This is a genomic window from Cytobacillus sp. FSL H8-0458 (assembly GCF_038002165.1).
Taxonomy (GTDB): Bacteria; Bacillota; Bacilli; order Bacillales; family Cytobacillaceae; genus Cytobacillus.
Genome location: NZ_JBBOBR010000001.1, coordinates 3,000,570 through 3,025,534, shown reverse-complemented (window position 1 = coordinate 3,025,534; position 24,965 = coordinate 3,000,570). Strand labels below are relative to the sequence as shown.

The window sequence follows — 24,965 nt, the reverse complement described above, 5'->3', positions numbered from 1 at the left end:
CTTTCTCATCAAATTTTAATTTTCTTATCCTTTTTCTCTCATTTTCATCGGTTATATTGAACATGTAGAAAAGAAAAAGGAGGAAAAATATTATGAACAAAAGATTTACAGTCATTTCATTGACAGGAGCTTTATTGCTGGGTGGTGCTGTTGCAGCAGGTGCAGCAGATACGAATCAGAATGGAAGTGCTGGAAGTAAGAAAGAAGCTGTGCAGGATTTGATTACTGTTGAAGAGGCGAAGAAGATTGCTCTTTCTGAAGCAGAGGGAAGGGTAGAGAGCATTGAATTGGAAAGAGCAAATGGCAAACAGTATTATGAAATTGATATTGAGAACGGGAAAGAAGATTTCGATATTAAAGTTCACGCCTTAGATGGTGAAGTCATTTCAATTAATAAAGAGCGAAATGACGATGATGACGATGATCAATCCGGAAAAGAGGTAAATGGGGAAAATATAATCTCCGAACAAAAGGCTATTGAAATAGCTGAAAAAGAAGTTAATGGAACGATGAAAGAAATTGAGAAAGACGAAGACGATGGACAAATCCTTTATGAAGTTGAACTGAAAACAAGTAAAGGCGAAGCAGATGTTGATATTGACGCTGAAACAGGTAAAGTATTAAAAGTGGAATTGGATGACTAATGCCATATGGAAAGCGGGGCGAAATGCTCCGCTTTTTGCTGTAATTTGTTACAAGCTTATGAAGAGACTACTCATCAATCCTCTTGTTGGTTCATAGATTATGGTAAGGACTAAAAGGGGGAGTGGCAATGCGGGAAGAAGAAAATAAATCATTGGAATATGCCATTCAGGAAATTACTGAAATTGCAAATGGATTTGGCTTGGACTATTACCCAATGAGGTATGAAATTTGCCCAGCCGAAATCATTTATACATTCGGCGCTTATGGCATGCCGACCAGGTTTTCGCATTGGAGCTTTGGAAAACAGTTTCATAAAATGAAGCTGCATTATGATTTAGGATTATCAAAAATTTATGAGCTCGTAATTAACTCGGATCCTTGCTATGCATTTCTGCTGGATTCCAATACCCTTATCCAAAACAAATTAATTGTGGCGCATGTTTTAGCACATTGTGATTTCTTTAAAAATAATGTCCGTTTTCAAAACACAAAGAGGGACATGGTAGAGAGCATGGCTGCCACTGCTGAAAGAATAAGGCAGTATGAAATTGAGTTTGGGAAGAAGGAAGTGGAAACTTTCCTTGATGCCGTGCTGGCAATTGAGGAGCATATTGATCCGTCTCTTATGAGGCCGAAGCTAGCCTGGAGTACGGATGATGAGTATGAAAGCAGCGGTGATACGGCAGCGGCCAGCCCTTATGATGATTTATGGGATTTAGATGAAAGAAACAAGAAGCTTGAGCCAAAGAAGAAGAAAAAGAAATTCCCTCCAAAACCCGAAAAAGATTTACTGCTGTTTATTGAGAGCTACAGCAGGGAGCTAACCGACTGGCAGCGGGATATATTAACGATGATGCGGGAAGAAATGCTCTATTTTTGGCCTCAGCTGGAAACTAAAATTATGAACGAAGGCTGGGCATCCTATTGGCATCAGCGTATTTTGAGGGAAATGGATTTGACATCTGCCGAAGCGCTGGAATTTGCAAAATTAAATGCAGGGGTAGTGCAGCCGTCCAAAACCGGAATCAATCCATATTATCTGGGACTGAAAATTTTTGAAGATATTGAAGAGCGATATAACAATCCGACTGAGGAAATGAAGAGGCGAGGTGCAGTGCCAAATTCCGGACGAGAAAAAATGTTTGAGGTTCGTGAAATCGAGTCAGATATATCTTTTTTAAGAAATTACTTAACAAAAGACCTTGTCATGAGAGAGGATATGTATCTGTTCCAAAAACAAGGCAAGGATTATAAAATTGTGGATAAACAGTGGGAGCATGTGCGCGATCAGCTTGTCAGCATGCGTGTAAATGGAGGATTTCCATATTTGACGGTGAATGACGGCGATTATATGAAGAATGGTGAACTATACTTAAAGCACTGGTTTGAAGGTGTGGAGCTTGATCTTAAATATCTTGAAAAAGTACTCCCATATGTACACCAGCTTTGGGGCAGAGGTGTCCATATGGAAACCATTGTTGAAGGCAAGAACATGCTTTTCACTTACGATGGGAAGAGCATTCACAGAAAATATTTATAAAAATAACCGACAAACCACATATGTTGTGGTTTGTCTTTTTTTTTGGGTAGGGCTGCAGAGAGGTTTTTAAAAAATGGGCAGGATAAAACTAAATACTTTCCTTTTTAAAGAGTATTGCAGTAATATTAACGTGTACAGGCGGGGGTATTGTAAAGGTAGTTTGATGACTCCCAGTTACTGATATTTGTTTCACATCCATTGATAAACTGAGGAAAGGATGATGATCTTGAAAATTACAGATTCAGCTCGGGATCTATTGAAAAAGGTTCTTCAAGAGAAAAATACTGGCGGCATTAGGGTTTACTTTGCAGGCTTTGGCTGAGGAGGCCCACAAATAGGACTGGCTCTGGATGAGCCGGAAGCAGACGATATAATTGAAACAATAAATGAAATCCAGGCGGCAATCGACCCGGAAATCAAGCCGCATACGGAAAGTATGATTCTTGATTATGATCAGCAAAATGAAAGACTAGTCTTAATAGGCAATGACAGCGACTGCTGCTAATGCAAAAAATTAAAAACACCCGCTTGGGTGTTTTTCTATTAAAAAGCATTGACTATATACCCAATAGGGTATAATATATGAATTGTAATTAAATTATTTATGCAGAGGAGAGAATTATGCTTCTGATTTTTTTTACCTTGCTGCTAGGGAGTTTCTCATTATTTAAAAGGTATTATCCTGTTAGAGACATCCCTTATTATCGGTTGGATCAATGCCTTACCAAGGAAGGCATAGCACTGCTGGATGTCAGGGATTATAATGTTTCCTGTCATTGTGAAATACCAGGAGCGATCAATCTGCCCATTCCATATATAAATAGGCATATAAAAGATATTCCTTATAACGAAATCCATTTAGTTGCATCCAGCTCATTAGAGAAAAATGTGGGAATAAGGATGCTCCGAAAAAAAGGGTTTAAGATAGTTGGTTTTTCAATGCCTGATTGCCAATGTGTAAAATAAAACTATAAAAGGGGTGAAGCTTGTGTTGTATGATGTAAAAACTAAAAATCGAATCAAGAGGGTGGAGGGCCAGCTTAGAGGGATACTAAAAATGATGGAGGATGAAAAAGATTGCAAATCTGTCATCACCCAGCTAACAGCTTCAAGATCAGCAATTGATAAAGCAATTGCAGTTATTGTCAGTTCGAATCTTGAACAATGTATTGTTGAAAACGCTGAAAAGGGAATTGAGAGTTCAATCATGATTGAAGAGGCTGTCAACTTACTTGTTAAAAGCAGATGATGGTTAGTTGACTTTCTCTTTTTATTTAGTTACAATATACCCCGTAGGGTATAAAATGATATAAAAAATTCAAATCACATAAATTCGGAGGTAAGCAATGACTATTGTAAATGGAATTATTATCGCCCTGCTTATTATTTTTCTGGCTCAGAAGCTTATTCCGGCAAAGGGCGTTAAGCAGATGACAACTGCTCAGCTAAAGAATGAAATGAAGGACAAAACAAAGCAATACATTGATGTGAGAACATCAGCAGAATTTAATAGCTTCCATATTCCAGGATTTAAGAATATGCCTCTTCACCAGCTTCAACAGAAAATGGGGCAGCTTTCAAGGGATAAGGAAGTAGTAGTTATCTGCCAAAGCGGAATGAGAAGCAGCAAAGCAAGTAAAATTCTAAAAAAAGCCGGATATAAGAACATTACAAACATTAAAGGCGGAGTAAGCGCCTGGAAATAAAGGGGAGAATATTAAATGAAAACAATGACTGTCAAAGAAGTAGAGCAGCAGCTTGCCGCCGAAGCGAAATTAAATATCATTGATGTGCGGGAAGCAGATGAAGTAAAAGAAGGTAAGATACCTTCAGCTATTCATATTCCGCTTGGATTAATTGAATTTCGTATGCATGAGCTGGATAAGAATCAGGAATATGTTATGGTTTGCCGATCAGGCAACCGCAGCGGATTAGCTGCACGCTTTCTTGAAGGACAGGGGTTTAGTGTCATTAACATGCTTGGCGGTATGATGAATTGGGAAGGGCCATTAGATTACTGATATGCAGAACGACCAAGAATAGGGTATTGACAGAAAACCAAATATACTCTAGTATATACCCTATATGGTATTCGAACACTGAAATAAATTTTTTTGATTATAAAAATACCCAATAGGGTAAAGGGGGATAAAAGATTGGAAAAGAAAAAAACAACAATCGTTCTATTCAGCGGAGATTATGACAAGGTGATGGCGGCTTATATCATTGCAAACGGTGCAGCTGCTTACGATCATGAGGTAACCATCTTTCACACATTCTGGGGACTGAATGCTCTTAGAAAAGATGAGCCAATTCAAGTCAAAAAAACTTTTATGGAAAAAATGTTTGGCAAAATGATGCCAAGAGGACCTGAAAAAATGGGCTTATCAAAAATGAATATGGCTGGAATGGGTCCTAAGATGATCAAAGATATCATGAAAAAACACAACACGATGCCTGTGAGCGACCTTATTGAAATGGCAAAAGAACAGGATGTTAAGCTGGTAGCCTGTCAAATGACTGTCGATCTTCTTGGGTTTAAACAGGAAGAAATCATTGATGGTGTGGAATTTGCCGGTGTAGCTGCTTATCTAGCAGATGCAGAAGACGGCAATGTCAACTTATTTATCTAAAGTTATAAGGAGGAATAGTAAATGGAAACTTTAAAAACAAACTCTTCATTAGATGCAAAGGGGCTTGCCTGCCCAATGCCGATTGTAAGAACGAAAAAAGCAATCAGTAATCTGAATCCGGGGGAAGTGCTTGAGGTCCTTGCAACTGATAAAGGTTCAAAAGCAGATATTCAGGCCTGGGCAAAAAGCTCGGGACATCAATATCTTGGCACAATGGAAGAAGGCGATGTGCTTAAGCACTATATACGAAAAGCAGGTGAAAATGAAGAGCGCCAAACTGCAGCTTTTGAGCCTGTTGCCTCTAACGATGATCTTTTAAAAGAGATGAATTCAAATGATGATATAGTTGTTCTCGATGTCAGGGAACCTGCTGAATATGCATTCGGCCATATTCCCAATGCTATTTCGATCCCCTTCGGAGAATTGGAGGAGAGAATTAGCGAGCTCAACCGGGATAAAAAGATTTTTGTAGTATGCCGTACAGGGAGCCGAAGTGATATGGCATCCCAGGTATTAGCTGAAACAGGCTTCTCAAATGTAATTAATGTAGTCCCGGGAATGTCTGAATGGAATGGACCAACAGAAACGAAGCTTAACTAATAAAAAATTTTTAAATAAAAATATACATTAGGGGGTATATAAACAATGAAAGCAATGACTGCTAAAGAAGTAACAAAAAAGGTTATTCAAAATGAAGAACTATTTATACTTGATGTCCGTAATGAAACCGACTTTAATGATTGGAAGATTGAAGGCAAAAACTTTGATTACTTGAATGTTCCATACTTCGATCTTCTTGATGGCGTAGAACCTATTCTTGATAAAATTCCGGCTGATAAAGAGCTTTTAGTAGTGTGTGCAAAAGAAGGTTCTTCTGTAATGGTCGCAGAAATGCTTGAAGAAGCTGGACGCGATGCTTCCTACCTGAAAGGCGGGATGAAATCATGGAGTGAACACCTTGAGCCTGTTAAAGTGGGCGATTTGAAGGATGGCGGAGAAATGTATCAATTCGTCCGCATCGGAAAAGGCTGTCTGTCCTACATGGTGATTTCAAACGGTGAAGCTGCAATCGTCGATGCAACAAGAATGACAGACGTATTTACTGATTTTGCTGCTGAAAAGAATGCAGAGATCAAGCATGTCTTTGATACACATCTGCATGCAGATCATATTTCAGGCGGACGCAAAATTGCTGAAAAAACGGGTGCTTCTTACTGGCTTCCTCCTAAGGATGCAGAGGAAGTAACATTTGAATACAGCCGTCTTGAAGATGGAAACGAAGTAATGATTGGTTCTACTAAGATCAGTATTCAAGCTGTTTATTCACCAGGCCATACAATTGGTTCAACATCTTTTGTAGTGGACGATCAATACCTTCTTTCAGGTGATATTCTATTCATCGATTCAATCGGACGTCCTGACCTTGCCGGTAAAGCTGGGGATTGGGCTGGAGATTTAAGAGAAACACTTTATAAGCGCTATAAAGACCTATCAGGCGAATTAGTTGTTTTGCCTGCACACTTCATGATTATTGAAGAATTAAATGAAGATGGCAGCGTATCCGAAAAACTTGGCACATTATTTGCTGAAAATCACGGACTAAATATTGAAGACGAAGGGGAGTTCAGAAAATTGGTTTCTGAGAATCTTCCTCCTCAGCCAAATGCTTATCAGGAAATCCGCGAAACAAATATGGGTAAAATCAGCCCGGACGAAGAAAAACAGCGTGAAATGGAAATCGGTCCAAATCGCTGTGCCGTAAGATAATCTTTTAGTAATATAATTCAAAATACTAATAATAAAAATTGGAGGAATGGAACATGAACGCAGCAAAAGTACTAGATGCAAAGGGTTTAGCTTGTCCAATGCCCATCGTAAAAACGAAGAAAGCAATAGGTGAAATCGAATCAGGGCAAGTGCTTGAAGTTCATACAACAGATAAAGGAGCAGTTAAAGATTTGGCTGCCTGGACAGAGTCAACAGGACATGAGCTTTTAAAACATGAGGATGACAACGGAGTGCTAAAGTTCTGGATAAAAAAAGGCTAATCTATTGAAAAGATAAAAGGGGGTTTCCACTCCCTTTTATTGCTTAAAAGGAGGAGACGGCCACATGGATTTTACTTTTTTGATCGTTATATTTTTAATTGGTTTTATCGGGTCTTATATTTCCGGCATGGTAGGAATTGGCGGCTCAATCATTAAATACCCAATGCTCTTATACATTCCCCCGTTATTTGGATTAGCTGCTTTTTCTGCTCATGAAGTATCCGGAATCAGTGCAGTACAGGTGTTTTTTGCAACAATCGGAGGTGTATGGGCCTACAGGAAAGGCGGATATCTGAATAAAACACTAATTATTTATATGGGTTCAGCCATACTGGCCGGAAGTTTAATCGGAAGCTACGGTTCAAGGTTTATGACTGAAGGCGGCATTAATCTTGTATATGGTGTTTTGGCTTTAATTGCTGCAATCATGATGTTTGTGCCGAAAAAAGGCCTGGATGATATACCTTTGGATCAAGTAAAGTTCAATAAATGGCTTGCAGCCTTCTTTGCTTTGATTGTCGGCATCGGGGCTGGTATCGTTGGTGCAGCCGGTGCTTTTTTACTGGTTCCTATAATGCTGGTTGTATTGAAGATTCCTACAAGGATGACGATTGCGACATCACTGGCAATCACTTTTATTTCATCAATTGGATCTACAGCTGGTAAATTGGCAACCGGACAGGTAGACTATGCTCCTGCAGCCGTTATGATAATTGCCAGCTTAATTGCTTCTCCATTAGGAGCTGCTTCAGGAAAGAAAGTAAATACAAAAATTCTCCAAATTATTTTGGCTGTACTAATTCTGGCTACATCCATTAAGATCTGGATGGATATATTATAATTCAGGGAGGGGGCAGCGGGTGCTGTTCCCTTTAATGTTTAACCTGTGGTTAAGCGGTAAAAATAATCATATACTTCAGTTAAGGGAGAGCTGTTTTATGGAAGAAACCAAAGAGTCGAAATACATACAGCAGCATCTGGCAAATGAAAGAACCTTCCTGGCATGGGTAAGAACATCGATCGCTGTAATCGGAATAGGCGTACTTGCTTCCACACTGCATTTTAATAATGTGCAGAGAGTAAATAAGTTTGCAGACAGCATTGCCATTTCATTAAGTCTATTTTCTCTGGTTACCGGCCTGACAATCCTGGTTTACTCTACCTTAAATTATTTTCAGGTCAGAAAGAGAATTAACCAGCAGACCTACTCATCATCCCGATCACTGATATACTTAATAACAGCTGTTATCTTTTTGATATTTATCTTATTGCTAATATATTTATTTGTTATTTTGATTTAACTGGTGCATTCATGTTTGTAAATTATTAATTAATGAATGGCTTTCTTTTTAAATCTTCCGCCCCTGACTTCCGCAATATCAGCAACTGCTAAAAAAGCACTGGGATCTATTTCTTCAACGATGGCTTTTAATTTTGCCTCTTCAAGTCTGGTGATGACACAAAAGATTACTTTTTTATCATCCCCTGTGTAAGCACCTTCCCCATTTAAGTAGGTAACTCCTCTTCCCAGCCGTGCCAGAATCGCTTCGCCAATTACCTTATGCTGGTCACTGATGATCCAGGCTGATTTTGATTCATCCAGCCCGCTGATGACCACATCAATAGTTTTGAAAGCAATGAAATAAGCGAGGATGGAATACATAGCCCGGTTCCAGCCGAAAACAAAACCTGCCGTAGCAAAAATGAAGATATTGAAAAACATAATAATTTCTCCGACAGAGAACGGAAGTTTTTTATTTACCAGAATGGCCAGAATTTCAGTTCCATCTAAGGATCCTCCATACCTGATCACCATGCCGACTCCAACACCAAGAACAATGCCGCCAAATACTGTTGCTAACAGCAAGTCCTCAGTAAAAACAGGAACGTCGTGCAAAAGGAGGGTGGTGGCTGATAATACGGCAATCCCCAGCAGCGTAGACAACGCAAAAGTTTTCCCTATCTGTTTGTATCCTATGTAAAAAAACGGAATATTAAGGATGAAAATAAACCAGCCCAGTTTCCAGCCGGACAGGTGAGAGAGGATAATGGAGATGCCTACTATTCCGCCATCCAGAATTTTATTGGGCACAAGGAACTCTTCGATCCCCACGCCCATAAGTATGGCTCCAACTATGATGAAGAATATTCTTTTTGCAAGCTTTCCTTTAGTCAATCCTTTATGTACATTTGCTTCAACAGCAGTTTCGAGTGAAACGTTCATAAATGACCCCCATTCTAATATGATACTCGAGTATCTGTATAAGCTAATAATATAATATGATAGCTTGTGCCATTTTAGCTTAAACTAATTATTCGGCAAATCTGATAATTACTATATCTAATTATAACATTTCTTATATTAGATGAGGGATTACCTGGTTAAATAATACGCTTAGTTCTGTACTCCTTTGTAAGTCATTTAAAGTTATCTTTTTTTCCAGCCTGATTGAATATTTTATGAAAATACGATTAGTTCAAAGCTCTGCGGGGAAATAAACACATACAAGCAATTAGCTGTTATAAGGGAGGGGTAGTTACATGCACAAGGTTATTCAATTTGGCAAGAAGCTCGGAAAGGAGTTTAAGAATGATCGGGCAACCGGGCTTGCAGCTGAACAAGCCTATTATTATATGCTCTCCATTTTTCCTTTATTAATCCTGCTTATCTCCATTGTTCCATATCTATCACTGGATCCTCAAAAAGCATTAACATATCTGCAGAGTGTAATGCCGTCTGATTCGTTTAGTGTAATCGAGGATAATGTGGTAGATATCATTACGAAGCCGAACGGCGGTCTGCTGACTTTTGGTATTATAGGTACATTATGGTCGGCTTCTAATGGAATGCAGGCTTTCATAAGGGCTATGAATGATGCGTTTGATGTAAAGGAATCGAGATCATTTATAAAATCAAGACTGATTTCCATAGGCTTAACACTTGGACTGCTTGCAGCATTCATTGTTGCCATGGTTCTTCCTGTATTCGGGAAAGTCATCTTGAATTTTATTGGGAATTTTATAAATATATCTGATGGGATGCAAATTCTGATCAATGTATTAAGATGGGCCGTTGCTTTTGTGATCATGGTTACAGTCCTGGCTATTCTTTATAAGGTAGCACCGAATAAACATTTTCCTTTCAAACAGGTATTGCCGGGTGCAATAGCCGCAACTGTTATGTGGCAGATCATATCTTTTGGCTTATCCTTTTACGTAAGCAATTTTGGAAATTATTCAGCCACATATGGCAGCCTTGGCGGAGTTATTGTATTAATGCTTTGGTTCTTTTTAACCGGCCTTGCACTTGTTATTGGCGGAGAAATAAGTGCCCTCTATCACAGAAATAATACATTTAAACCGGGCAGCGGGAAGAAAGATGATAAAAAAGATCCCAAAGTACAATCCGATGGAGAAGCGTACCGTACACTTTCAATTAAATAGGGCAAAATAAAACGAGGGCTCAGCCCTCGTTTTATTTTATCTGATGGATAAAAGGTATTTTAATGTTCCACCACTTTTTTATTTTTTTCGGTGTTTCTTTAACAGCAGCCACTGTATTATTAAATGTTTGTTTCTTATAATCGATATCCCTTTGGATTTCTTTCTGGGTTGCTGTCAGTTCGTCAACCCCATTTTTCACTTGATCTGCTTTTAGCTGCATGACAGTGCTTATTGCTGTCAGCTTCTTAATTGCGGGTTTGGCATCCTTGTACGTTTTAAAAGCATAGATGCCCAGAAAAATCAGGGATGCTGCAATAAGAATCAAGCTAGCATATACAATGAACATAGCGACCTGCCTCCTCATGCTGGGTTTTTTTATTATTTACCCATTTAAGCAAAAAATTAACGTTAAATCTTCTTACCCAACTTCAAGATAAAAGGGAATTCTCAGAATAAATTAAAGAATTGACGATCAAATTTGATTTTGCTAGAATTGGTTTCATTATATCAATATATAATTTGTGTTTGGGGCAGGGCAATCTTTGATGTGCTGCGCCTTACATTTTACCTGTATATGTTCAGAGATAGGGTCTGAGCGTTTCTACCGGGCTGCCGTAAATAGCTTGACTACAGGGGATATAGCTTGTTTTAATAGGCATGCTATTTTCTTCTGTTTTTTTATGGCAGCTTCGCATATTGCGAAGCTTTTTTTTATTTTCCACTAAAAAAAGGAGGGGAATGGCATGTCATCTTTTTTTCGGTTTCATGAGAGAGAAACATCTTACAAGCAGGAAACAATTGCAGGGTTAACAACGTTTTTATCAATGGCATATATCTTAATTGTAAATCCAATTATCCTTAGCCAGGCCGGAATGGATAAAGGGGCTGTTTTTACTGCTACGGCACTCTCAGCTATTATTGGCTCTTTATTAATTGGCCTGCTGTCCAATTATCCGATTGGGATTGCACCAAGCATGGGCCTCAATTCTTTCTTCACTTTTTCTGTCTGCATCGGAATGGGTATTCCGTGGCAAACGGCATTAACCGGTGTATTTATTTCAGGGATCTTATTTGTCATTTTAAGTTTATTAAAAATACGCGAAAAAATTATTAACATTATACCGAAGGATTTAAAGCATGCAATTGCAGGCGGCATCGGATTTTTTATTGCTTTCATCGGATTGAAAAATGCGGGCCTGGTTGTAGGAAATGAAGCGACATTTGTTGCGATTGGCAATATCAAATCCCCAGTCACGCTGCTGGCTGTTTTCTGCTTTATATTAACAATTGTATTGATGGTAAGAGGTATTAAAGGGGCCATTTTTTATGGCATGGTCATCTCAGCAGCTGCCGGAATGTTAATTGGCCTTATTGATAAGCCGGAAAAAATCGTGGGGGCCATTCCGAGCCTTGAACCGACATTTGGTGAGGTTTTTCTGCATATTGACCAAGTCTTTACTCCGGAAATGCTGGCAGTAATATTTACTTTCTTATTTGTTGCCTTTTTTGATACAGCAGGAGCCTTAATAGCGATAGCAAGTCAGGCTGGCCTGATGAAAAATAATGAAATTCCTAATGCCGGCAAAGCGCTTCTGGCAGATTCCAGTGCGACTGTCGTAGGCTCTGTGCTTGGAACTTCTACAACTGCTTCCATGATTGAGTCCAGTTCAGGGATTGCGGCTGGAGGCAGAACAGGTTTTACTTCAGTGATCATCTCTGCATGCTTCGCGGTTGCATTATTCTTTTCTCCATTGCTCAGTGTGATAACGGCCGAAGTAACATCGCCGGCACTGATCATTGTTGGAGCACTGATGGCCATGGAGGTAAAACATATTGATTGGGGTAAGCTGGAAATCGCTATCCCTGCGTTCGTGACAATCTTAATGATGCCTCTGACCTTTAGTGTAGCAACAGGGATTGCACTTGGTTTTATTTTATACCCAATTACAATGCTGGCACTTAAAAGGCCACAAGAGATCCATCCCATCATGTATGGACTATGTATTGCATTTATGGGTTATTTTGTTTATCTTGCATAAGGGAAAGGGCTGCCTGTATAGTCAGGCAGCCCTTTTGTGAATTCTATAATTGCCTGAAATAGTTCTTTCAATTCTCTGCTGTTACTGCTGATATTGTCTGCAGATGTTTGAGTCTATTCATTTAGTCTAAATTAAAAAGGGAATAATAAAAATCATTGAACAATATGCCGAAGTCATACATAATATATATGAGCATATATTCATATAAAGGGGTGCATTATATGGGACATAATCATGGGCACGGGCATGGACATTCACATGATCACCATCACACTGGCAATAAAAAGGCTTTGTTGTGGGCATTTATTTTAATTGCTTCATTTATGATTGTAGAAGTGATTGGCGGAATATGGACTAATAGCCTTGCACTGCTATCGGACGCCGGACACATGCTGAGTGATGCAGCTGCGCTTGGCTTAAGTTTTCTGGCTATTAAAATAGGTGAAAAAAAGGCTACGAATTCAAAAACATTTGGCTATAAACGATTTGAAATTATTGCTGCTTCACTAAATGGCATTACACTGCTCCTAATTTCTCTCTATATTTTCTATGAAGCCTATCACCGTATTCTTGAGCCGCCGGCTGTTCAGAGCATGGGAATGCTCGTGATTTCATCGATCGGACTGCTCGTCAATATTGCAGCAGCATTCATATTAATGAGCGGGGATAAGAATCACAACTTAAACGTAAGGAGCGCTTTTCTGCATGTACTGGGTGACCTGCTTGGTTCGGTTGGAGCTATTGCGGCTGCGCTTTTAATTTATTTCTTCGGCTGGGGACTTGCTGATCCGATTGCAAGTGTAATAGTAGCAGTTCTTATCCTTATAAGCGGATGGAGAGTGGCAAAAGAGTCTTTCCACATTTTAATGGAGGGGACACCTTCCCACCTGAACCCTGAGGATATTAAAAGTGCGCTCCTCGGACTTGCACATGTAAAAGATGTTCACGATCTTCATATTTGGACGATTACTTCCGGTTTTCCTTCTCTTAGCTGCCATCTTGTAATTGAAAATGAAGGAGGCCACGATGCAGTCCTTCATGCGGCTCAATCTGTACTGCATGATGAATATGGGATTGAGCATAGCACCATACAAGTAGAGGGAGAAAGAAAAGGCTGTCCCGGCCATAATGAAAGCTGCAATTAATAAGGCCATAAGGACAGCTTATTCTTGAAATAAGAAAGTATTAATCGGTCGGCAAGGTTTATCCATTGATGGGGTATCTTGGATTTACGCTGATTGCGCGATTGTTTATTCGTGGTTTGCGAGTAAGAGGAAGCAGCTGGCAGTGTTGATACTATTGTGAGAGTGGATTCCTGCCCGAGGCGGACGGATCCTACCCGACAGGTGACATTTTGCTACACTCTAAATGATCCTGCAGATGATAAAAATAGCGATCTTATTTACATGGGGATAGCCGAACGGAATCATGATTCGGCCATGGATGGTAAATAAAAACAGAAAAAATTACTAATAATCAATTACGAGTCACCCCATTTAGGGTGGCTTTTTTTTTGACACTCGAAATGGCTTATTTATACCACAAATAGCAGAAGCATCCTTTTGAGAGATGTGCAGAAAAACAAGCTGAAATTCATTAGTAAAGAGCTTGCAGCGAGAAGAAGAGTCAAAAACTCTTATTATGGTAAACAATACGACTGCAATAAGGCTGTTTTTGTTTAACGTAATTTTACTAAGCAGCTGGACAAGCGCCAAGTCAAAAACAAAGGTTTATTAATAGACTAGTAGAAAATGAGAAAGGGTGACTTTTATTATGATTAAAATAGCCTATGATCCTTTTGGAATTTGGAAATGGCTGTTTACCAATCAAAGTGCATTTAGGGCTGTCAGAAATACAAACCAGAGGGTGACGGAGGATTCAGATGTTGTCTATACAGTAGAACAGTTAGACATTAATAATGAATATAACCCGGAAACAGGTATTTTTAGACCCAAACAGGATGGCGTATATTCTCTCAATGCTGCGGTTGGCTATATACCAGATAACTTAAATGAGGGATATTTTATAACATTAGGATTTGAAGTAAATGGTAATTTAGTTGCTCAAGACACGGAAATATTTTCTTTTGGGGAAGGGGTAACCAGTGTCTCCACCATCATACCCTTACAAGAAAACGATAGTGTAAAGGTTGTTATCAGGGCTCCTGATGGAAATATAGAGGGAGAAGTAACCCGTACACGTTATGATGGTGCCCTCCTGGTTAGACAATAAGGAAACGATTTATCATTGTCCATGCTTTTTTTGAGTACTGTAAAACGCAGATTCCCCTTTTAAAGGCATCATGAAAGACTCTTTGCAGTCTTTTTTTATTTTCTAAAGGCTGTTTTCTAAAGGCTCTATCCGTATAGATTGCTGTTTTGGGACTATAAAGCTTGCCTGTTGATTTCAACTCCAGTCACGCAGCGAACCCGCGATTATTTATATAAAAAAAATAAGCCCTCCGCAGGTCGAAGGCTCTGTCCTTTGATCAGCTTATAGATATTGACCAGCCCATTACCGAACATTGCGTCACCCATATCGCCAAGGTCTACGGAACGCTGTTTAATCATATTCATTATGACTTCCGGTGTTGCCTTTACACCAGTCTTACTAGTGTATGCCTGAACCAGTGCAACGACCCCGGATACCATTGGTGTTGCCATTGAAGTACCTGAATACTTTGCATACTTGTTGATAGGATATGTTGAGTAAGTGTCCACACCTGGAGCGTCAATATCAAGCTCTTTACCGAAGTTAGAAAATCCAGCGCGTCCTAATGTCTGGTCAACGGCACCAACGACAATGACTTTATCATAAGCAGCTGGCCAGGAGACATGACTGTTCTCGTTTCCGCTTGCAGCTACAATCACAATTCCGGCAGCGCGTGCCCTTTTCATGGCACTGTGAAAAGCCGCACCTGGATTCACGGAAGCACCAAGGCTCATGGAAATGATATCGACCTTTTGAGAGATTGCCCAATCGATTCCATTGATAATGCCATTGATTGTACCCGAACCATCGTCGCCAAGGACTTTGGCAACATATAGTTCTGCTTGTGGAGCAATCCCAACAACACCAGTATCATTGTCACAGCCGGCAATAATACCTGCACAATGTGTGCCGTGTCCGTTTCTGTCCCCAAATTCACTGGCAATGGAACTTGTGAAATTCATGCCCATTTTAAGATTCGGTTTTAGATCCGGGTGATTAATATCTAATACGGCCACCTTAATGCCTTCACCCTTAACACCGATAACTGTCTAGCTCCAGCGCCTCCCCCCTCTAGGTCATAAGCATCCTCCCAGCAAGGCAAAGGACGCCTTACTGTGAGGCTCGTCTTATGCTTGAGGCCCGCAGGATGCGGGTCATGCAGACATTGCCACAGGACGTGGCGATCTTAGTCTGCGTTCCTTCGTGGGCAAGGCGCTTCCGCTTTTCTTATGAATGCTGGCTATGTTCAATAGCCTGGTTCAATAAACTTATAACATGTTCATCATCATGGCTGTAGAATAGAGTTGTTCCTTCACGGCGGAATTTTACCAGGCGCAGGTTTTTCAAAAAGCGAAGCTGGTGAGAAACGGTAGACTGGAGCAGTGAGAGATTTTCGGCAATTTCATTTACAGAATACTCTCCGTGAAATAATAAGTGAAGAATCCTAAGCCTTGTTGGATCTGATAAAGCTTTAAAAGTCTGGGAAACCATGAATAAAGTTTCTTCATCCAGGTCGGCAGGGTACACCGGGTTTTCATCTGTCATTTTGTTTCACCTCTCTCTTTCATTATAAGGCTGTTTTATATAAAACAAAACCGCAGATGTTGACTCTGCGGTTTTATCTTATTATTTTGTCTTACTGATTTCCTTGTGAATTTCATCAACCAGCTTTTTCATTTCTGCATGGATTTGTTCTTTATCAACATTTAATTCTGTTTTTATTTCTGATAATGATTTTCCTTGTTCCCTCAATTGGATTATTTCACCCAAATCCTTATTTGCCGCCTTTGCCATGGCTGCACCTGAAACAAGAAAACGAAGCGGAACTCCTTTGTCAAGATACCCCTGAAGCACTTGAGTCGATTTGCCGGAATACTCGGAGATCTTTTGCAGAACAACCTGCTTGTTCGCTTCAAGGAACTTATCCATGTGATGATGATGCTTCTTGATTTTTTCTAAATCCACTCCATACTGCTGTGCTGTTTTTTCCCAGGAGGAGTTATTTTTTTTATAAAAAGCCAATACCTCTGCAACCTGTTTATTTGAAAACTTTGCAATATGGGCAGCTATGAAGATTTCCTTTTTTGTGAATCCTTGTTCCTGAAGGGATTTCATTAGTGATTCATCAATTATTCTGTGATGGTGTTCATGTATTTGCTCCTGTGCCGGTGAATTTCCTCTTGGCGCTGTTTCAGCATTAACCGAAATCGCGGCCCCTATTAAAATAAAGCAAAAAGATACTAATAAAAGAAATTTTTTATTCATCCTATACTGCACTCCTTTCAAAATGATAAGTCGTAATTAGCATTTCCCAAGATATTGATAACAATAAAGAATTTGGATGACTTTATAGAAAAGGCTGCTTTCGTAAAGTTTTGTTGATATTACATAACTTAGTTTAAGTTACTGAGTTGATCTTCGCTGTGGGCACTTGATCCTCGAAAATGCTGACGCATTTCCTTCGTGCGGTGTTCAATCGAGGAAGCTTATTCAATGTCCTGCGGGAGTAGAGGCTCGCATTCCTCCCCGCGGGTTCGCTGCGTGCCTGCAGCGGAAATCACCGGGCTGAATTTATACTCAAAACAAAATATTCTTTGAAGAAAGATCTTTGAAAAACATTAAGGTCAGAGATATTCATTGAAAAAAAACACTCAAATCGATTACATTAAGAATAAAAGACTGTACAGGGGCGGTGAAGGGAAATGAAAATACTTGTTGTGGAAGATAATGAAAGTGTCTGTTCAATGCTGGAGATGTTCTTTATGAAAGAAGGGTATCAGGGTGTTTTTGTTCACGATGGCCAGCGGGGGTTTGAGCATTTTAATAAAGAAAAATGGGACTTAATTATCGTTGATTGGATGCTACCGGTCATGGATGGAGTGACGCTCTGCCGTAAAATAAGGGAACTGAGCAAGGTTCCGATTATTATGCTGACGGCTAAAGACAGCGAATCCGATCAGGTTCTGGGCCTTGAAATGGGTGCCGATGATTATGTGACCAAGCCATTCAGTCCGCTGACGCTAATGGCGAGGATTAAAGCCGTGACACGCAGATTCCAGGCTGAAGCAGGAGCAGATGAACATCATTATGTTGCCAGTGAATTTTTCAAAATCAGCAAAGAATCCAGAGAGGCATACTATAATGGGCAGCTTTTAAAGAATTTGACCCCAAAAGAATTTGACTTGCTGTATTATCTTGTAAAACATCCAAAACAGGTTTTTACAAGAGAGCAGCTGCTTGATAGTGTATGGGGTTATCAGTTTTATGGAGATGAAAGAACGGTAGATGTACATATAAAAAGGCTCCGGAAAAAAATAGGCACTGATGAGCAGCCCTTTATTCATACTGTCTGGGGTGTAGGTTATAAATTCGATGAAACGGCAGCGGAAAATGAAGGTTAAGTATTTTTATCAGCTGCTGATTAGTCATGTCAGTATCCTTATATTGGCATTCCTGTTATTAAGCCTTCTATTCTCACAGTTTGTGGAGAATTATATTTTTGAAAATAAAGTGGAAGAGCTCGATTCCTATGGAGAGCAGATCCTGACAGACATAACAGTCAGAATAGAGGGGGATGAAGAATTTCTGACAGAATACAGCCAGCTGCTCGATGCCAGAAACATCAAATACATCCTCTTTGATCATAAAGGGAGGGTCTTGTACCCGGAGCTTAAATCAGATCCGATGATTCAGCTGACCAAATCTGAGTGGGCTGAAATTTCCAAAGGAAATAAAGTAACTGTAAAGCATGATATAAAACGCTTCGGCCAGGAGGTAACATTGGTTGCCCTGCCATATATGCAGGGGGACAGTCTTGTTGGCGGAGTCTTGCTTCTGTCTCCTATAACAGGGGCTATGGAGGTTGTCAGCCAATTAAATCGATTTTTATTATATACCATTTTTATTTCACTCTCTGCGACCATCCTTTTAAGTCTGGTTCTCTCTAAAAATTTGATCAAGAGGATAACGGAGCTTAGGAATGCTGCCTCTATGATTTCATCCGGGAACTATGATATCAATGTTCCCTACACCTATATGGACGAAATTGGTGAACTGGCTAAAGACTTTAATGATATGGCAGCAAGACTCAGGGAATCAAATGAAGAAATTAAAAGACTGGAAAATAGAAGAAGGAAATTCATTGCTGATGTCTCGCACGAGCTTCGGACTCCTTTGACCACTATCAGCGGTTTGGCTGAAGGCATTAAGGGAGGTCTGATCCCGGAGGCGGATACAGAAAAAGGGATGATCCTGATAGACAGGGAAGCAAAGAGGCTTATTCGGCTGGTGAATGAAAATCTGGATTATGAGAAGATCCGTTCCAATCAGCTGCAGCTGAATAAAATGGATATTGATCTCATGGAGGCCTTTGAAATTGTTAAGGAACAGCTGGAAATTCAGGCAGAGGAAAAGGGTAACAGGATTTATATAGAGGCTGAAGAAGGGGTTTCAGTTTATGCTGATTATGACCGGCTAATTCAGATTCTGGTGAATATTGTAAAGAACAGCATTCAATTCGCCGAGCAGGGCTCCATATTTTTAAGGGGCAAAGAAGATCCCGGTCAGACATTGATTGTAATAGAAGACACGGGTGTAGGCATCGATCCGCAAGAAATTGAATCGATCTGGCTGCGTTTTTATAAAGCGGATTTATCCAGGACCAATCATTCATTTGGTGAATTTGGCATTGGTCTTTCCATTGTCAAACAGCTTGTTCAGCTGCACAGCGGAGAAATTGCTGTCAGGAGTGAAAAAGGGGTAGGGACCAAATTTACGATTAGATTTCCGCGGGAGCAATAAGGCTAAAGAAAAGGAACAGCACTCAAGCAGGCTGTTCCTTTGGTTATTTAAGACAATACTTCAGATTCAGTAAAGGGCACTTCTTTTGCAGGTGCCGGCTCTTCTGTTTCAGGTACTGCTGTTACTTCAAGATACTTAATATGGTGCTCTTCCATATCCAGAATTTTAAATCGATATTTTTCGTGCTCGATTATGTCGCCTTGTTTGGCTTCGTAATTCTCAGTCAATATCCATCCGCCAATGGTGTCAACATCTTCATCATTAATATCGGTACCCAGCAAGTCGTTAACTTCGCTGACGAGAACTTTTGAATCAATGATATATTGACCTTCATGCGTCTTTCTAACCATCGGCACTTCATCCATGTCGAACTCATCACGGATCTCGCCAACAATCTCTTCGATGATATCCTCAACAGTCACTAACCCCGAGGTACCGCCGTACTCATCCATTAAGATGGCCATGTGGATGCGCTCTTTTTGCATTTTAAGCAGCAGCTCATGGATAGGTATACTGTCAATGACCCTGATAATGGGACGAATATATGATTCAAGAGTGCTAGATGATAATTCCCGGTTCATAATGAGATCTGTCATGACTTCTTTAATGTTGACCATGCCAATGATATGATCCTTATCTCCATCTATAATGGGATATCGTGTAAATTTCTCTTCCTGAACGATTTGCAGAAAGTCTTCAAGTGTATCATCTTTTGAGAGAGAAACAATTTCAGTACGCGGAACCATTATTTCTTTCGCGATCCGATTATCAAACTCAAAGATTTTATTTACATACTTAAACTCAGATTGGTTAATTTCGCCGCTTTCATAGCTTTCTGATAAAATAATGCGAAGTTCTTCTTCAGAATGTGCTAATTCGTGTTCAGAAGCAGGCTTTAATCCAAACATGCTGGTCAATAGGCGGGCAGAACCATTCAGCGCCCAAATGATCGGATACATCACCCGGTAAAACCAGATTAAAGGACGTGTTGTTAATAGTGTAACCGCTTCTGCTTTTTGTATCGCCAGAGTCTTTGGAGCCAATTCTCCCACTACTACATGCAGGAAGGTGATAAAAGCAAAAGCAATGCTGAATGAGATAATATGCGAAATGGATGACGGCAAACCGAAACTATTTATCACCGGCCGCAGCAGGTGTTCAATTGTCGGCTCACCCAGCCAGCCAAGACCGAGAGCTGTAATGGTAATTCCCAGCTGGCAGGCTGATAGGTATTCATCCAGATTCGAAATCACTTTCTTCGCAGCAATTGCATTTTTATTGCCTTCTTCAATTAGCTGATCAATCCTGGAACTTCGTATTTTAACAATGGCAAATTCCGATGTAACGAAAAAAGCCGTTAAAGCAATTAAAATGGCTATAAAAACCAAGTTTAATATGTCCAAATAAGTTCCCCTTATCCCGCCTAAACGGGCAGGGTGTCACCTCCTGATTTTGTGAAAAATGGGATTAGCTGGTTAAGCCGGAAAGGGAACGGAGCAATGCAGTACTTTCGGCAGTCAGCTTTCTGGAAAAGCCATTTTTCTGCTCATCATCCATTGTATTAATAAGCGGCATGAGCACAGCTATTTCCTGCTGAAGCTGTTTCATCTGTAATGTGACTGCGTTAATATGCTTTTCAACTTCCCCTGTCTGAATCTCCCTTTTCGTTTTCATTTCTAGTTTTCTCTTAATCTCTTCAAGCGGAAGATGCAGTATTTTGCATTCCTCAATAAATCTTAAATCAGACAGCACTTCTTCTGAATATATGCGATAATTTGATTTTGAGCGTTTCGCTTTTATTAGGCCTATGCTAGTGTAGTAGTCAATCGTTCTTTTAGAAACGTTAGCAATATTGGCTAATTCGCCGATACGATAGTAAGCCCCATCATATCACCTCTGTTATGAATACTTATATCTCCATAATAATGCTTTTCAACAAGAGATATAGTTAGAATCAATTATACGTTAGCGGAAACCATACAGTCAAACGTAGCAGTTTGGAAAAAAGGATTACATTTATTTTATGAAATTATTCATTAAATATGAAGTGAAAAGATTCGGAAAAATAAAAATTTTTTATAGGGTGTTGAAAAAGCTTCAGCTTAAGCACCCGCACAAAAAACCAGGAGCAAAATTGCGCTCCCGGTTTTTAAGAAAATGAAGATTATATTTTCACAACCTCTAAATAAGAAATATGGTGTCCATCCATTTCTTTAATAATAAATCTGTAACCTTCTTCTTCAACAAAGTCTCCCTGAGCAGCATCATACTTCTGTGTCATAATCCATCCGCCGATGGTGTCCACATCATCATCAGATAATGTTGTTCCAAGGAGATCATTTGCTTCTGAAATCAGCAGTTTCGCATCAAGGATATAATGGTTTTCCCCTGACTTTTGAACAAGAGGGAGTTCATCGGCATCAAATTCGTCCCGGATTTCACCGACGATTTCTTCCAGGATATCTTCTGCTGTGACCACTCCAGCGGTCCCGCCGTACTCATCAAGGAGAATCGCCATATGTGAACGCTCCTTTTGCATTCTAAGGAGCAAATCGTGAATGGGAATGGTTTCAATCACCCTGATGACAGGTTTAATATATTGCAGCAAGGGGTGTTTGCCTTCACATTTTTTTCTTACACAGTCAGTTAAGATTTCCTTAACATTAATGATCCCGAGAATATTATCCTTATCGCCCGCCGTAACCGGATAGCGGGTATAACGCTCATTCAATATGATATCGAGGGTTTCTGCCAGTGATGAATCTTCCGGAATGGTAACAATCTCGGTCCGCGGAACCATAATCTCTTTTGCGATTCTATTGTCAAATTCAAATATCCGATCAACATACTGATATTCGGATGGGTTAATTTCACCGCTCTTTAAGCTTTCAGATAGGATAATCCGAAGTTCTTCCTCTGAATGGGCCATTTCACTCTCTGAAACTGGCTTCAGTCCAAATAATCCTGTAATAACTCTGGCTGAACCATTTAAAATCCAGATAAATGGATACATAATCCTATAAAATAATATTAATGGCTTTGAAAAGGTTAAAGTTATGGCTTCAGCTTTTTGAATCGCAAAGGTTTTTGGCGCAAGCTCTCCAATGACCACATGGAGAAATGTCACAACAGCAAAAGCAATGACAAAGGAGAGGATATGAGTTACAGAAGCCTGCAAGTTAAGACTTTCAAATACAGGATGAAGCAGTCTCTCAATGGTCGGTTCACCCAGCCAGCCGAGGCCCAGCGCGGTGATTGTAATTCCAAGCTGACAGGCAGATAAATATTCATCCAGACTGCTTATAACTTGTTTTGCAGAACGGGCTTTAGGATTTCCCTCCAGCATAAGCTGGTCAATTCGTGAAGTCCGCACTTTAACAATGGCGAATTCAGAAGCAACAAAAAAAGCAGTTAATGCGATTAATAAAAATAATAAGAATAGGCTAAGGGTGATCATATATATCCCTTACACGATATGTAAGGGGCAGGCACCTCCTTTATAATAAGTACTTTTCCCTTATTCATGAATTTTACAAATTAACCAGGGATAAAAGATTTTTCTTTATATGAAATTACCCTTAATTAAGAGATGTAATCTGGAAAAATAAATAATGCACAATCTTGTATGCAGGGAAAAATAAAAAAGCCTGAGCAGGCTTTTTGTTTAAACACTCCATTCTCTTGCCAGAAGTCCGTATACTGCAAGATCGTGATATCGATTATATAGATACTCGCCATCCCGGATGATGCCTTCCTGGCGAAATCCAAGCCGTTCAGGGATCGCACGGCTTTTTCCATTTCTGACCCCGCAGCGTATTTCGATGCGGTTCAGTTTTAAATCAAAAAAAGCATGGTTGATCATGGCCTGCACGCTTCTTGTCATAATTCCGCTGCCCTCAAAATCTTCTGCAAGGTAGTATCCAATGCTGGTTTGTCTGTTGTTCCAGTCAATCTGGTGAAAACCAATAGAGCCTGTGAGTTTTCCCTGATAACGGATTCCGGCATTAAAGCCGTTATTATCGGCAAACTGTTTCAGCCATATAGGAATGATTGAATGGTACTGAACAGGTGAAGCCATATTATCTACCCATGGAAGCCATTCTCTTAAGTGGCTGCGGTTTCTGTCCACCAAGCTGAAAAGCTCTTCTGAATGATGAAGCTGGAACAATTGCAATTCTATTTCTTCATCTACTTTTAAAGAAAACAAGTGACAAACCTCCTCCGGCAAACTATAAATATAATAATTAAAACATATGCTTTATTGTTTAAATCATATAAGCATTTTTAGTATGTAAGAAGAAAAAGCTGTTCCCCGGATTCGGAGTCAGCTCCTGTCTTTAGTCACCTTTTCAGTTGGCAGGGTTATACTGAACACGGTCCAGTCTGATTCGGTATCACAGGTCAGAGTCCCTTGATGTTTTTCAATTATCTCTCTGCAAACAAACAGACCCAGCCCCGTTCCGAGTGTTTTTGTTGTAACAAATGGCTCAAAAATGGAACTGACAAGATGATCCGGAATTCTCGGGCCATTGTTAGAAATATCCAGTTTTATGTGGCCATCTGGTGCCCATTTGCTTTTAATATGGATGACAGGGTCGCTGCGGTACTGTGTAAGTACATCAATGGCATTGAAAATAATATTAATGAAGACTTGACGGATTTCATCTGCATAGCCAATCAAATAGATATCATCTTTCATATTCTGAAGGACCGTAACCTTTCCATCCAGGATGCTGGGATATAAGAATATCAGGACTTCATCTATTAATTCATTTAGAGAAAAAGTAATTTTTTCTTTTCCGATCAGTTCCTTTTTAGATAGGAGCAAGAATTGTGAAATTCTAAAATTCAGCTGCTCCAGTTCATTTGAAATGATATCCAAATACTTCATGGAGGGATTTTCGGATTTTAACAGCTGAATAAACCCCTGTACAGAGGTAAGCGGATTTCTGAACTCATGGATAAAGCTTGAAGTCATTTGGCCCAGCAGTGTTAATCTATCTTTATGGGTGGAATCGATAAATTGTGTCTTTTCCTTAATAATCTGATCTTTGGCATCTGTATATCTGGACACAGCGTGATATAAGAATTTATCGAAGCAATAACTGATTCTTTCGTACTGTCTCTGGAGATCATGAAAATGTATTTCGGAACGATTCAATATATTGAGAACGATTGTTTTTCCCAAGTTGACATTATAAACAAAGTCTCCAATATTAATATCTGCTTTTACTCGCTGTTCAGCGACAGAGTATGCCAGCTTCTGAATATAGTTTTCCAGTTTTGTCCCGTCTTTTATCAAAATTTGAATAATCAATTGAAACATGGCGTCGCCATTATCCTTGATTTTATCTTTAAAAGGATCATCCTTATTTATGAGGATTTTATCATTCCATTCACTTAAAAGGCTTTCTTTTTCCGTTAGCAGAAGTTCCAATATGGCATTATTTGGTTCAATCGTCATTTTATCCTCCACTTTTTTGCATAATAACAGTTAACCCATAGATTTCGATAGAATACTGCAAAATCCTCTGTTAATTTAATGGAAAATATCAGTAATTTTTACCCCGAGGATTAAGGCCAACTTGTGACTAAAAGCACAGTC

At 39.6% G+C, this 24,965-nt stretch carries 28 protein-coding genes, 1 pseudogene and 1 riboswitch; of the genes and pseudogenes, 18 read left to right on the top strand and 11 right to left on the bottom strand.

Going from position 1 to position 24,965, the window contains the following annotated elements; translation table 11 throughout:
• The first annotated feature begins 92 nt into the window (after positions 1-92).
• The 12 genes from NYE23_RS14785 (at position 93) to NYE23_RS14730 (ending at position 8,167) form a co-directional block, all read left to right on the top strand.
• Positions 93-644, top strand: coding sequence for a PepSY domain-containing protein (locus tag NYE23_RS14785; RefSeq protein ID WP_341078936.1), 552 nt, complete (start codon positions 93-95; stop codon positions 642-644).
• Between the two features lie 128 nt (positions 645-772).
• Positions 773-2,185 carry a SpoVR family protein gene (locus NYE23_RS14780; protein WP_341078934.1) on the top strand — a complete coding sequence of 471 codons (1,413 nt, stop codon included), beginning with the start codon at positions 773-775 and terminating at the stop codon, positions 2,183-2,185.
• A 621-nt stretch (positions 2,186-2,806) separates the two neighbouring features.
• Positions 2,807-3,151: a rhodanese-like domain-containing protein gene (locus tag NYE23_RS14775; RefSeq protein WP_341078933.1), complete on the top strand. Its 345-nt coding sequence runs from the start codon at positions 2,807-2,809 to the stop codon at positions 3,149-3,151.
• A gap of 22 nt (positions 3,152-3,173) precedes the next feature.
• Positions 3,174-3,434 carry a metal-sensitive transcriptional regulator gene (locus NYE23_RS14770; RefSeq protein ID WP_341078931.1) on the top strand — a complete coding sequence of 87 codons (261 nt, stop codon included), beginning with the start codon at positions 3,174-3,176 and terminating at the stop codon, positions 3,432-3,434.
• Between the two features lie 97 nt (positions 3,435-3,531).
• Complete coding sequence (locus NYE23_RS14765) at positions 3,532-3,891, top strand: rhodanese-like domain-containing protein (RefSeq protein WP_341078929.1); 360 nt, start codon at positions 3,532-3,534, stop codon at positions 3,889-3,891.
• Positions 3,892-3,906: 15 nt separating this feature from the next.
• The gene (locus NYE23_RS14760) at positions 3,907-4,206 is read left to right on the top strand and encodes a rhodanese-like domain-containing protein (RefSeq protein WP_341078928.1); all 300 of its coding nucleotides are present in this window, start codon (positions 3,907-3,909) and stop codon (positions 4,204-4,206) included.
• A 135-nt stretch (positions 4,207-4,341) separates the two neighbouring features.
• A complete protein-coding gene (locus NYE23_RS14755) occupies positions 4,342-4,818 on the top strand; it encodes a DsrE/DsrF/DrsH-like family protein (RefSeq protein ID WP_341078926.1) in 477 nt (158 codons plus the stop codon).
• A 21-nt stretch (positions 4,819-4,839) separates the two neighbouring features.
• Positions 4,840-5,418: a sulfurtransferase TusA family protein gene (locus NYE23_RS14750; protein WP_341078924.1), complete on the top strand. Its 579-nt coding sequence runs from the start codon at positions 4,840-4,842 to the stop codon at positions 5,416-5,418.
• 45 nt (positions 5,419-5,463) lie between these two features.
• Complete coding sequence (locus tag NYE23_RS14745; protein WP_341078922.1) at positions 5,464-6,585, top strand: MBL fold metallo-hydrolase; 1,122 nt, start codon at positions 5,464-5,466, stop codon at positions 6,583-6,585.
• Between the two features lie 53 nt (positions 6,586-6,638).
• Positions 6,639-6,866 carry a sulfurtransferase TusA family protein gene (locus NYE23_RS14740; RefSeq protein WP_035326750.1) on the top strand — a complete coding sequence of 76 codons (228 nt, stop codon included), beginning with the start codon at positions 6,639-6,641 and terminating at the stop codon, positions 6,864-6,866.
• Between the two features lie 64 nt (positions 6,867-6,930).
• Positions 6,931-7,707, top strand: coding sequence for a sulfite exporter TauE/SafE family protein (locus tag NYE23_RS14735; RefSeq protein WP_341078920.1), 777 nt, complete (start codon positions 6,931-6,933; stop codon positions 7,705-7,707).
• Positions 7,708-7,804: 97 nt separating this feature from the next.
• The gene (locus NYE23_RS14730) at positions 7,805-8,167 is read left to right on the top strand and encodes a YidH family protein (RefSeq protein WP_341078919.1); all 363 of its coding nucleotides are present in this window, start codon (positions 7,805-7,807) and stop codon (positions 8,165-8,167) included.
• A gap of 29 nt (positions 8,168-8,196) precedes the next feature.
• Here NYE23_RS14730 and NYE23_RS14725 read toward each other — a convergent pair whose 3' ends face one another.
• On the bottom strand, positions 8,197-9,090 hold the full coding sequence (locus NYE23_RS14725; protein ID WP_048011901.1) for a YitT family protein: 894 nt from the start codon (positions 9,088-9,090) through the stop codon (positions 8,197-8,199).
• 317 nt (positions 9,091-9,407) lie between these two features.
• On the opposite strand from NYE23_RS14725, the gene NYE23_RS14720 reads away from it, so the two are divergent.
• Positions 9,408-10,310: a YihY/virulence factor BrkB family protein gene (locus NYE23_RS14720; protein WP_341078917.1), complete on the top strand. Its 903-nt coding sequence runs from the start codon at positions 9,408-9,410 to the stop codon at positions 10,308-10,310.
• A 31-nt stretch (positions 10,311-10,341) separates the two neighbouring features.
• On the opposite strand, the gene NYE23_RS14715 is transcribed toward NYE23_RS14720, so the two are convergent.
• Positions 10,342-10,656 carry a DUF948 domain-containing protein gene (locus tag NYE23_RS14715; protein ID WP_341078916.1) on the bottom strand — a complete coding sequence of 105 codons (315 nt, stop codon included), beginning with the start codon at positions 10,654-10,656 and terminating at the stop codon, positions 10,342-10,344.
• Positions 10,657-10,858: 202 nt separating this feature from the next.
• Positions 10,859-10,960: riboswitch (purine riboswitch) on the top strand.
• Positions 10,961-11,053: 93 nt separating this feature from the next.
• On the opposite strand from NYE23_RS14715, the gene NYE23_RS14710 reads away from it, so the two are divergent.
• From NYE23_RS14710 to NYE23_RS14700, 3 genes are all read left to right on the top strand, one after another.
• The gene (locus NYE23_RS14710) at positions 11,054-12,349 is read left to right on the top strand and encodes an NCS2 family permease (protein WP_341078915.1); all 1,296 of its coding nucleotides are present in this window, start codon (positions 11,054-11,056) and stop codon (positions 12,347-12,349) included.
• 221 nt (positions 12,350-12,570) lie between these two features.
• The gene (locus NYE23_RS14705; protein ID WP_341078914.1) at positions 12,571-13,494 is read left to right on the top strand and encodes a cation diffusion facilitator family transporter; all 924 of its coding nucleotides are present in this window, start codon (positions 12,571-12,573) and stop codon (positions 13,492-13,494) included.
• Between the two features lie 628 nt (positions 13,495-14,122).
• On the top strand, positions 14,123-14,581 hold the full coding sequence (locus tag NYE23_RS14700) for a C1q-like domain-containing protein (protein ID WP_341078912.1): 459 nt from the start codon (positions 14,123-14,125) through the stop codon (positions 14,579-14,581).
• 203 nt (positions 14,582-14,784) lie between these two features.
• On the opposite strand, the gene NYE23_RS14695 is transcribed toward NYE23_RS14700, so the two are convergent.
• The 3 genes from NYE23_RS14695 to NYE23_RS14685 all read right to left on the bottom strand — a co-directional run bounded on the left by NYE23_RS14695 (position 14,785) and on the right by NYE23_RS14685 (position 16,825).
• Entirely contained in the window at positions 14,785-15,582 is a 798-nt protein-coding gene (locus NYE23_RS14695) for a S8 family peptidase (protein WP_341080743.1), read from the bottom strand.
• 205 nt (positions 15,583-15,787) lie between these two features.
• On the bottom strand, positions 15,788-16,105 hold the full coding sequence (locus NYE23_RS14690; RefSeq protein ID WP_035326772.1) for an ArsR/SmtB family transcription factor: 318 nt from the start codon (positions 16,103-16,105) through the stop codon (positions 15,788-15,790).
• 81 nt (positions 16,106-16,186) lie between these two features.
• Complete coding sequence (locus NYE23_RS14685) at positions 16,187-16,825, bottom strand: hypothetical protein (RefSeq protein ID WP_341078909.1); 639 nt, start codon at positions 16,823-16,825, stop codon at positions 16,187-16,189.
• 437 nt (positions 16,826-17,262) lie between these two features.
• On the opposite strand from NYE23_RS14685, the gene NYE23_RS14680 reads away from it, so the two are divergent.
• Complete coding sequence (locus NYE23_RS14680; protein ID WP_341078907.1) at positions 17,263-17,961, top strand: response regulator transcription factor; 699 nt, start codon at positions 17,263-17,265, stop codon at positions 17,959-17,961.
• Positions 17,951-19,360 (top strand): sensor histidine kinase, encoded by a 1,410-nt coding sequence (locus NYE23_RS14675; RefSeq protein ID WP_341080742.1) that lies wholly within the window; start codon positions 17,951-17,953, stop codon positions 19,358-19,360. Before NYE23_RS14680 ends, NYE23_RS14675 begins: the two co-directional genes overlap by 11 nt.
• Positions 19,361-19,407: 47 nt before the next feature.
• On the opposite strand, the gene NYE23_RS14670 is transcribed toward NYE23_RS14675, so the two are convergent.
• The 6 genes and pseudogenes from NYE23_RS14670 to NYE23_RS14645 form a co-directional block, all read right to left on the bottom strand.
• Positions 19,408-20,763: a hemolysin family protein gene (locus NYE23_RS14670; protein WP_341078906.1), complete on the bottom strand. Its 1,356-nt coding sequence runs from the start codon at positions 20,761-20,763 to the stop codon at positions 19,408-19,410.
• A 64-nt stretch (positions 20,764-20,827) separates the two neighbouring features.
• Positions 20,828-21,034 (bottom strand): MerR family transcriptional regulator, encoded by a 207-nt coding sequence (locus NYE23_RS14665; protein ID WP_341078904.1) that lies wholly within the window; start codon positions 21,032-21,034, stop codon positions 20,828-20,830.
• A 9-nt stretch (positions 21,035-21,043) separates the two neighbouring features.
• Positions 21,044-21,229: pseudogene (locus NYE23_RS14660) on the bottom strand (MerR family transcriptional regulator); the annotation flags it as partial.
• A 295-nt stretch (positions 21,230-21,524) separates the two neighbouring features.
• Positions 21,525-22,817, bottom strand: a complete 1,293-nt coding sequence (locus NYE23_RS14655; protein ID WP_341078902.1) for a hemolysin family protein — start codon at positions 22,815-22,817, stop codon at positions 21,525-21,527.
• Positions 22,818-23,024: 207 nt separating this feature from the next.
• Complete coding sequence (locus NYE23_RS14650) at positions 23,025-23,567, bottom strand: GNAT family N-acetyltransferase (protein WP_341078901.1); 543 nt, start codon at positions 23,565-23,567, stop codon at positions 23,025-23,027.
• Between the two features lie 117 nt (positions 23,568-23,684).
• The gene (locus NYE23_RS14645; RefSeq protein ID WP_341078899.1) at positions 23,685-24,824 is read right to left on the bottom strand and encodes a histidine kinase N-terminal domain-containing protein; all 1,140 of its coding nucleotides are present in this window, start codon (positions 24,822-24,824) and stop codon (positions 23,685-23,687) included.
• Between the last annotated feature and the right edge of the window lie 141 nt (positions 24,825-24,965).